A 6,519-nucleotide genomic window follows, 5' to 3' on the forward strand; every position below is an offset into this window, starting at 1 on the left:
AGATGGACCTCCCAGGTACAACAATCGCTTTGATCTGTGTTGCGGTCGCACTCTTTGGTTCGCTGTCGGGAGTCGTGATCGGGGCGCTGTCCAAGAAGAGCAACCCCACCGATCTCGCCGCAGCCATCATGCGTGGACTGCTGACGACCGGTGCCGCGATCGTCGGAACGTTCGCGGTGATAGGAGTGCTGGTGCTGTTGGCCTGATCAACGGCCGCCGCCCCACAGCCAAAAAGAGGGACCCGCGCGGTGTGGTGCGGGTCCCTCTTTTTGTTCTCTGTCAGATGCTCAGCTGGCGAGGGCGGCTTTCCAGAGTGGTAGTTCCTGCCATCCGGCGGGGAATCCCATCTCGATCTCCTGCCGGATGGTGAAGTCGGCGAAGGTGTTCTGGACGAGGTGGGCGATTTTGCGGGTCCAGGTGTGGCCGGGTGAGGTGGTGTTCAGCAGGAACGTGATGAGGCAGATCGTGCCGTAGACCGACTCGAACTGGTCCGGTGGCAGGCCATCGAAGCCGGGCAGGTGTTTGAGCGTGGGTGTGCCGACCGGGGTGAGCTGCCGGTTCCACAGGCGCCCATGGTGGGCGCAGATGTTGCGCACGATGCTCAGGTGCAGCAGCCAGCTGGCCAGGGGAGGATTGCGGTTCCACCGCTTGTGGTCGCGCACGCGGCTGGACTTGCTCTGGGCGGGATCGGGGGCAGGGCGCCGGATGCCGAACCAATCCATGATCTGCGCCTGATTGGGAGCAGTCAGCCCGGCGAAGAGTTTGCTCAGGTCGGCGAAGTCGAGGACGTCGGTCAACACCCAGATCGGGATCATTCCGCCGTAGTTGTTGATGTGGTGCACGACGGCTTGGTCGTTGCTGTCGGCTGCGCGCTTGACTCGCCGTTTGGCGAGATCGAGCCACTTGTCGTGGTTGCTGAGTTTCTCTCCTGCCGCGGGCGTGCAGAACTCGGGACGGAACAGGGTCGCGTCGTTGTAGGAGAGCGGGTCGTGGCCTCCCAGCGTGTGGCCGGTCTGGCTGCGCAGGGCGACCTCGACGCGCTCCAGGCCGCTGAGGATGAGGGTCTTGAGGTGTCGGTCGAACTCGTAGAGCGCGACCACCTCACGGAAGCTGGTGCCGAGGACGAAGGTGTCGAGCCGCTTGGCGGGGGTGGTGGGGTCTTTGGCCCGGAAGGGGTAGGAGTAGCCGCTTAGCCGGTAGTAGCCGACTGCTGATAGCCATCGCTTCGCCTCATCTGTCGGCTCGATCGTCATCCCGCGAACGGCCAGCAGGGCTACCTGATCATCGATGGACAGGAACGGTTTGAGAGGCGTGCTCATACCCCACATATAAATCCGGCCCGCTCCCGGGTTACCGAGGCGGGCCGAACGATTGTCATCAGTGTAGGGGACAGTGGCACGCCTAAGCAAACACTTCTTGCAGGCGTGTCAGCGGTGCTGGTGAGAGGGGTGAGCGTCACCTCTGACAGCCCTCTGAAGGCTCCTCCTTGCCTGAGTCTGTAGCCAGAGAAGGAAGCAACCCAGGCCATAGTGACGAGGCGACCTGGGGTGTCGAGGCAGCCCAGGGGACAGATTTGCATCCTCTTCAGCTAATCTTGTGGACGACGCCTTTTCGGCTGGTTGACGCGGTCCCTCCACGTGGGGGGCTGATCAACTGGAGAGGAGGTGTTATGCCGGAGCAGAAGCCCCGCAACCCGCGGGAGGACTGGAAGAACCGGGTGGCGAAGTGGGGTCCGTTGTGCCTCGCACTCGCCCGCTGGCTCAAGGACGGCATAGATCAACTGCTCGGTTGACGGACCGAGTCGAAGATCGAGAGTCTGGCCCGTCAGCCGGACTTAGCAGGAAAGCACGACCCGCGAAAGCTGCTCCAGGGCGCGATGCCTGGAGGACCGAGAGCGATTCTCGGACGGTTCTGTGGCGCGATGCCCGGAACCTTCCGCGAGCAGCCATCGCACACGCCTACGCCCGGCCAGGGCGGAGACCGCCGCCAAGGGGGTCCTCGGTCACCCGACAGGGGTGAACCGCAGCTTACGTCCCAGAAGGGACGGCGACGCTCCCGCGAGGGAGCGGTGCCCAGAGGGGCAGCCCGAAGGCGTCCAGTCGGACGCCTTCAGTGCTTTCCAGGGTGCCCTTCGTTTTGACCACCGCTTACGCCCGTTTATCGGCGGCCAGAAATCGAACAAGCGTTCGGGGAACGATGGACGCGCGGAGGTGCTATCGACCTTCCTCGCGAGAGCGCGATTCGAATATTCTCAAGCGGATCACGACGATGGCACCGCCGAGGGCTGTGATGGAGCCTGTAGCCGTCATGAAGTAGCCCAAGAAGCCGAGGGGGGTTGCGGCCGCAAAAAACACGCCGGCGAGGGCCAGCACAGCACAGCTGGAGGAGTAGAAGGTGAGGAAGCGGATGGCCCCCTGATAGCGGTCATGCTCGGCAGCGGGAACGAATGCCTCCGTGTGCAGGATGCGTGCGGTCTTACGGCCTGTGAACAGCAGCGGGACCGCGAACCGCACCGCCCAGATCAGCCGGGTGATCGGCCGTTGGTGGTGGCGCAGGAAGATCTCGGCGAGATCGGCGCGCCACCACTGGTAGTACTCCGCGCGCAGCGCGGGGGGCAGGCGCAGGCAGACCAGGTACACCAGCCCGTACCCGAGGCGGTCGATGTTGCCCTCCACCTCCTCGCTCACCAGGTGGGCCACCACCTTCGCGGCGACGTAGACGACGAAGCCCGCGAGCAGGCCCAGGAAGGTGAGCGCGATCTCTCCGGCGCCCAGCGTGATTCCCCAGAGGTTCACAGGGCACCGCCGAAGGCGGTACCGGTGCCCCACTGGGGCAGCCGGAACCGGGCCAGGGCGTTGCCGGTCGCCGGGCGCGGGGACCAGCCCGGCAGCCGCAGCCGGGCGGCGAGTTTGTCCAGCGCCTGGGTGGCGGCGAACTCGCCCGCGGCGGTCATCGTGTAGTAGCGGCGCGCGGGGCGGCCTTCGGCCTTGGGGTCGATGTCCTCGACGTGCCCCTCGATCCATCCGGCCTTCTCCAGCCGGGCCACGATCGGGTACAGCGTCCCGCTCGAGATCTCGCAGGCGCGCATCAGCTCGAACCCGTAGTGCTGCGCGGTGGGGTCGTCCAGGAACTCGCGTAGGACCGCCGCCACGTTGTTGGTGATCCGGAATCCATCAGCCATGCCGATATTCTACATAGGTTCTGCCGGTTTCCGGCATAGGGTCTGGGGCGGGCCGCTACAGGGCGTGGTGGGTCGGTACTGTCGCGGCATGGTGACCCCCGAGATGCCCGAGATCGAGCAGGCGACCACCTTCACCGCGATCATCGGTTCGACACCGGTCGTGATCGTGCTGCCGCGGTTCCGCAGCGTGCACATCGCCGAGTCCGGCGCGTTGGTCACCGCGGACGCCTGGACCACCGCACTTCTCGAGCACGGCGCGGTGCCGATGCGTGATCTGGATTTCCTCGGAGATCCGGTGCCGGGATGGACGGTGACGATCGGTGCGGGCGTGGCCACGGCGCGGATCACCGGCCCGGCCGGACTCGGCGTCGTCTACGAGGGCGAACTGGAGGCCGATGCAGCATGGCGCGAACGTGTCGCGGGCCTGCACCACATCGGCGCGGGCCTGGTCGTCATCAGCGGCACCGCCGAGCAGCCGACCGCCGACGCCGCACTGGAAATGATGGAGCAGGAGCGCGCGGTGTGGATCCGGGCCGCCACCGCGCTGGACTGATCACGCAGACCCGAACGAAAGATGTGCGACGTTCGGTGACTTCGTAGACCTCGGATGATGGCGCGGTGACGTGCGGATACAACCGCGTACTTCTCGTCATGACGTCATGACGAGAAGTACATGACGAGCGGACACAGACTCAACGAACTTCTCAATGTTGCGACATCCGAACTCTGTGAACTTCTCAATGTCGAACAGAGGGGCCGCTCGACCTGGGGATGTCAGTGATAGTGTCCACCCACGGATACCGTGGACATTAGGAAGCAACCGGATCTATCCGGAACAGATGGGTGTTGACGGTACCCCCGCAGAGAGTGGAATGGGGCCGAGAGGTGTCCACCTCCCGACCCCACGCTGACTGCTACACGATCATGACGGCCTAGGAACCATTGATCGCGTGCAGTACCACCAGCGCCAGCCCGGTGGCTACGGCTGCCGGGCTGGTGTCGCTCTCCCCCAGGGGGAGTAGCACCTCCAGCACGCTCAGCGCCGCGATAGCCATCGCAAGCCAGTTCCTGTCGCCCCGGCCGGGCCGGGACTCCTCCCCTTCGGTGTCCATGGAGCGGGCGTCGTCCTTTCGATCGCAGTGCCGCCGAAACGTTCTCGGCGGCCTGTCGCCGGTTTGGCGACAGGGTTCGAGGCCCTCCCCAATCGGGGAGGGCGTCGCGATCGATCAGGGCCTGCTAGGCGTCCGAATCGGAGTGAGACTGAACCTACACCACGCGGACCGACACTTTTCTGTGCCACGGGGCCACCGGAGGTGCCATTGGTGCCACGAAATCGGCAACACCCGGCAATGTCCCTGGTCACCGCATTCCTATCGGCCACGAAAAGTGGCACTTTGGTGGCACCAGTTTCGGAAGTAGCACTTTCAGCACGGCGTTGTACCTCGCGGTGAGGTCCTTCCCGCAGAGGGACTTACATCCGAAAGTTGTTGACTAGAACGAAGATGGCCCCGCCGATTCGGCGGGGCCATCTTCGTGTCGAGGGGGCTCAGATCGCCACAGTGACCAGCGCGGCAACCCACAGCCATCCGACGTGCCAGGACTGATCCAACGCGGCGGCACCGGACCCCAGATGCCCGGCACCGACAGTCCAGAACTCGCCGTTGCCGAGCGCGACCGCCAAGCGGTGCAGCGGTGCACGCCGGTCGGCGAAGTAGTGCGTGCCCGCGCTGACGAGCTGGCCGGCGATCACCCCGGTGACCGTCAGGTGCAGTCCGGTCACCGCGGCGACCACCAGCAGCATCGCAACCAGGGTGGCGGTGTAGGTGCTGACGTGCTTGAGGCATTCCCAGCGTCCGGCCCAGCCGGGTCCGCTCTTGTGGTTGGCCTGGTGGTGGGTCTGGACCCAGTAGTCGCCGACCTTGTGCCCGGCCAGGAAGGTGGCAAGGGTCGCGGCGTACTCAACGACGGTGGTGGGGTCAGGCATTCTCGGCCCCCTCCTCGGTGTCGAGGTACCGCCACAGGATTCGGGTGACCTCGGTGTCGCCGGTGCAGCCGTGGTGGGTGCGGGTGAAGAAGTCGATGAACTCGGCCGGGGTCCAGTCCGGGAAGCCCTCGGCGCGCACGTCGGCGGTGGTGATCGCGTCCAGGCGCTCGCGGCGCACCTCCTCGACAACGACGTCGACGATGCGCACGAGCGGTTCGCCGCGGCGGCGGCCCATGACCTTGCGGCACAGGGTCAACCGGGTTCCAGCGGTGAGGTCGCGCCATCCGGCGCGGCGGGTGACGGTCTTGGTGCGGTCGCGGACCTGGGCTTCGGTCAGCGACACGGCCATCAGGCGTGGCATGTGGTGCTCCTGTTCTGCGGGAATTCGTTCCGGGTCTGGCCGTCGAGGTCGCTCATCGCGTCCCCGAACCAGCGGCAGTGGCGGCCAGGGCGCGGTAGGTGACCGTCTTGCCGGTCGCGGTGGCGTAGGCGATCTCGGCGCGGGTGGACTCGCCGAAGTAGCCGGTCTCGTCGGACACCACGACGATCTCCTCGGCGAGGTCGATCTTGCGGCGGTGCAGCACGTCCAAGCGCTGCTTGACGGCACCGGCCTGGGAATCGGGGCCGATCACGACGAACGGGGCGAGCACGATGACATCGGCGGCGGTGAGTTCGGCGGCGATGTCGAGCATCTGCTGCCGGAAGCGCATGCTCCCGCACAGCGTGACGACCCTGCGCCCCAGCGCGATCCGGACGCAGCGCGCCAGGATCCGGGGCAGCCGGTGGGTGAGCGGATTCAACGGTGTTCTCCTTCGGTGAGGGGTGGTTACGGCCTGACGGGAAGGCCAGGCCGTGTGGTGGGGTCGTGCGAGGTCAGGCGATGGCCTCGACGGCGTGCAGGGCGGCGCGCAGGCGTTGGCCGATCCAGGCGCCCACGGCCGGGCTCACGGCGTTGCCGAATCCGTCGACCTGGTCGCGTGCGGTCCCCCAGACCACGAACTCGCCGGGCCGGTCGGGGAAGGTGGTGTCGAACCCGCAGCCGCGGCCGACCTCGTGGGCGGCCATCATCCGGAAGTAGCAGTCCTCCAACGCCAGTTCGGCGAGCGCGTCGCGCCACTCGGTGGTGAGCAGGCCGGTGGTGTCGCGGGAGGTGAAGGTCCCGAACGGGTCGGTGACCGGGTGCGGTGCGGTCTCGGTCCCGGTCGGCCCGTTCTGCTTGTACCAACCGCCGAACAACAAGCCCTGCGACGCCGAGGAGGTGATGGCTCCGAGCGGCGCGGAGACGGGGTGGGCGCGGTATTTCGCTTCGTCGATGCTCCCGTTGTTCTTGATGACCCCGGCCGCGGTGACCGGG

At 66.3% G+C, this 6,519-nt stretch carries 10 protein-coding genes and 1 pseudogene; 3 read left to right on the forward strand and 8 right to left on the reverse strand.

From position 1 onward, the window contains the following. Positions 1-2 precede the first annotated feature (2 nt). On the forward strand, positions 3-206 hold the full coding sequence (locus ON30_RS39795; RefSeq protein ID WP_157183976.1) for a hypothetical protein: 204 nt from the start codon (positions 3-5) through the stop codon (positions 204-206). An 81-nt stretch (positions 207-287) separates the two neighbouring features. Here ON30_RS39795 and ON30_RS31055 read toward each other — a convergent pair whose 3' ends face one another. Beyond that, positions 288-1,319, reverse strand: coding sequence for an Abi family protein (locus ON30_RS31055; protein ID WP_040713309.1), 1,032 nt, complete (start codon positions 1,317-1,319; stop codon positions 288-290). A 350-nt stretch (positions 1,320-1,669) separates the two neighbouring features. Here ON30_RS31055 and ON30_RS41880 point away from each other — a divergent pair, with 350 nt between their 5' ends. Beyond that, entirely contained in the window at positions 1,670-1,792 is a 123-nt protein-coding gene (locus tag ON30_RS41880; protein ID WP_281004774.1) for a hypothetical protein, read from the forward strand. Between the two features lie 421 nt (positions 1,793-2,213). On the opposite strand, the gene ON30_RS31060 is transcribed toward ON30_RS41880, so the two are convergent. Next, entirely contained in the window at positions 2,214-2,795 is a 582-nt protein-coding gene (locus ON30_RS31060) for a hypothetical protein (protein WP_040713311.1), read from the reverse strand. Beyond that, the gene (locus ON30_RS31065; RefSeq protein WP_040713313.1) at positions 2,792-3,181 is read right to left on the reverse strand and encodes a PadR family transcriptional regulator; all 390 of its coding nucleotides are present in this window, start codon (positions 3,179-3,181) and stop codon (positions 2,792-2,794) included. Before ON30_RS31065 ends, ON30_RS31060 begins: the two co-directional genes overlap by 4 nt. An 88-nt stretch (positions 3,182-3,269) precedes the next feature. Here ON30_RS31065 and ON30_RS31070 point away from each other — a divergent pair, with 88 nt between their 5' ends. Further along, positions 3,270-3,734, forward strand: a complete 465-nt coding sequence (locus ON30_RS31070; protein ID WP_040713315.1) for a hypothetical protein — start codon at positions 3,270-3,272, stop codon at positions 3,732-3,734. Positions 3,735-4,113: 379 nt separating this feature from the next. Here ON30_RS31070 and ON30_RS31075 read toward each other — a convergent pair whose 3' ends face one another. The 5 genes and pseudogenes from ON30_RS31075 to ON30_RS31095 form a co-directional block, all read right to left on the reverse strand. Beyond that, positions 4,114-4,293, reverse strand: a complete 180-nt coding sequence (locus tag ON30_RS31075) for a hypothetical protein (protein WP_040713317.1) — start codon at positions 4,291-4,293, stop codon at positions 4,114-4,116. A 434-nt stretch (positions 4,294-4,727) separates the two neighbouring features. After that, entirely contained in the window at positions 4,728-5,165 is a 438-nt protein-coding gene (locus tag ON30_RS31080; RefSeq protein ID WP_040713320.1) for a DUF3307 domain-containing protein, read from the reverse strand. Next, positions 5,158-5,526 carry an ASCH domain-containing protein gene (locus ON30_RS31085; protein ID WP_040713321.1) on the reverse strand — a complete coding sequence of 123 codons (369 nt, stop codon included), beginning with the start codon at positions 5,524-5,526 and terminating at the stop codon, positions 5,158-5,160. The genes ON30_RS31080 and ON30_RS31085 overlap by 8 nt, the downstream gene beginning before the upstream one ends. Positions 5,527-5,578: 52 nt before the next feature. Next, complete coding sequence (locus ON30_RS31090; RefSeq protein ID WP_245554301.1) at positions 5,579-5,965, reverse strand: hypothetical protein; 387 nt, start codon at positions 5,963-5,965, stop codon at positions 5,579-5,581. 73 nt (positions 5,966-6,038) lie between these two features. Then, positions 6,039-6,519 (reverse strand): annotated as a pseudogene (locus tag ON30_RS31095) (DNA cytosine methyltransferase); the annotation flags it as partial.

This window comes from Nocardia takedensis NBRC 100417, assembly GCF_000308695.1.
GTDB lineage: Bacteria > Actinomycetota > Actinomycetes > Mycobacteriales > Mycobacteriaceae > Nocardia > Nocardia takedensis.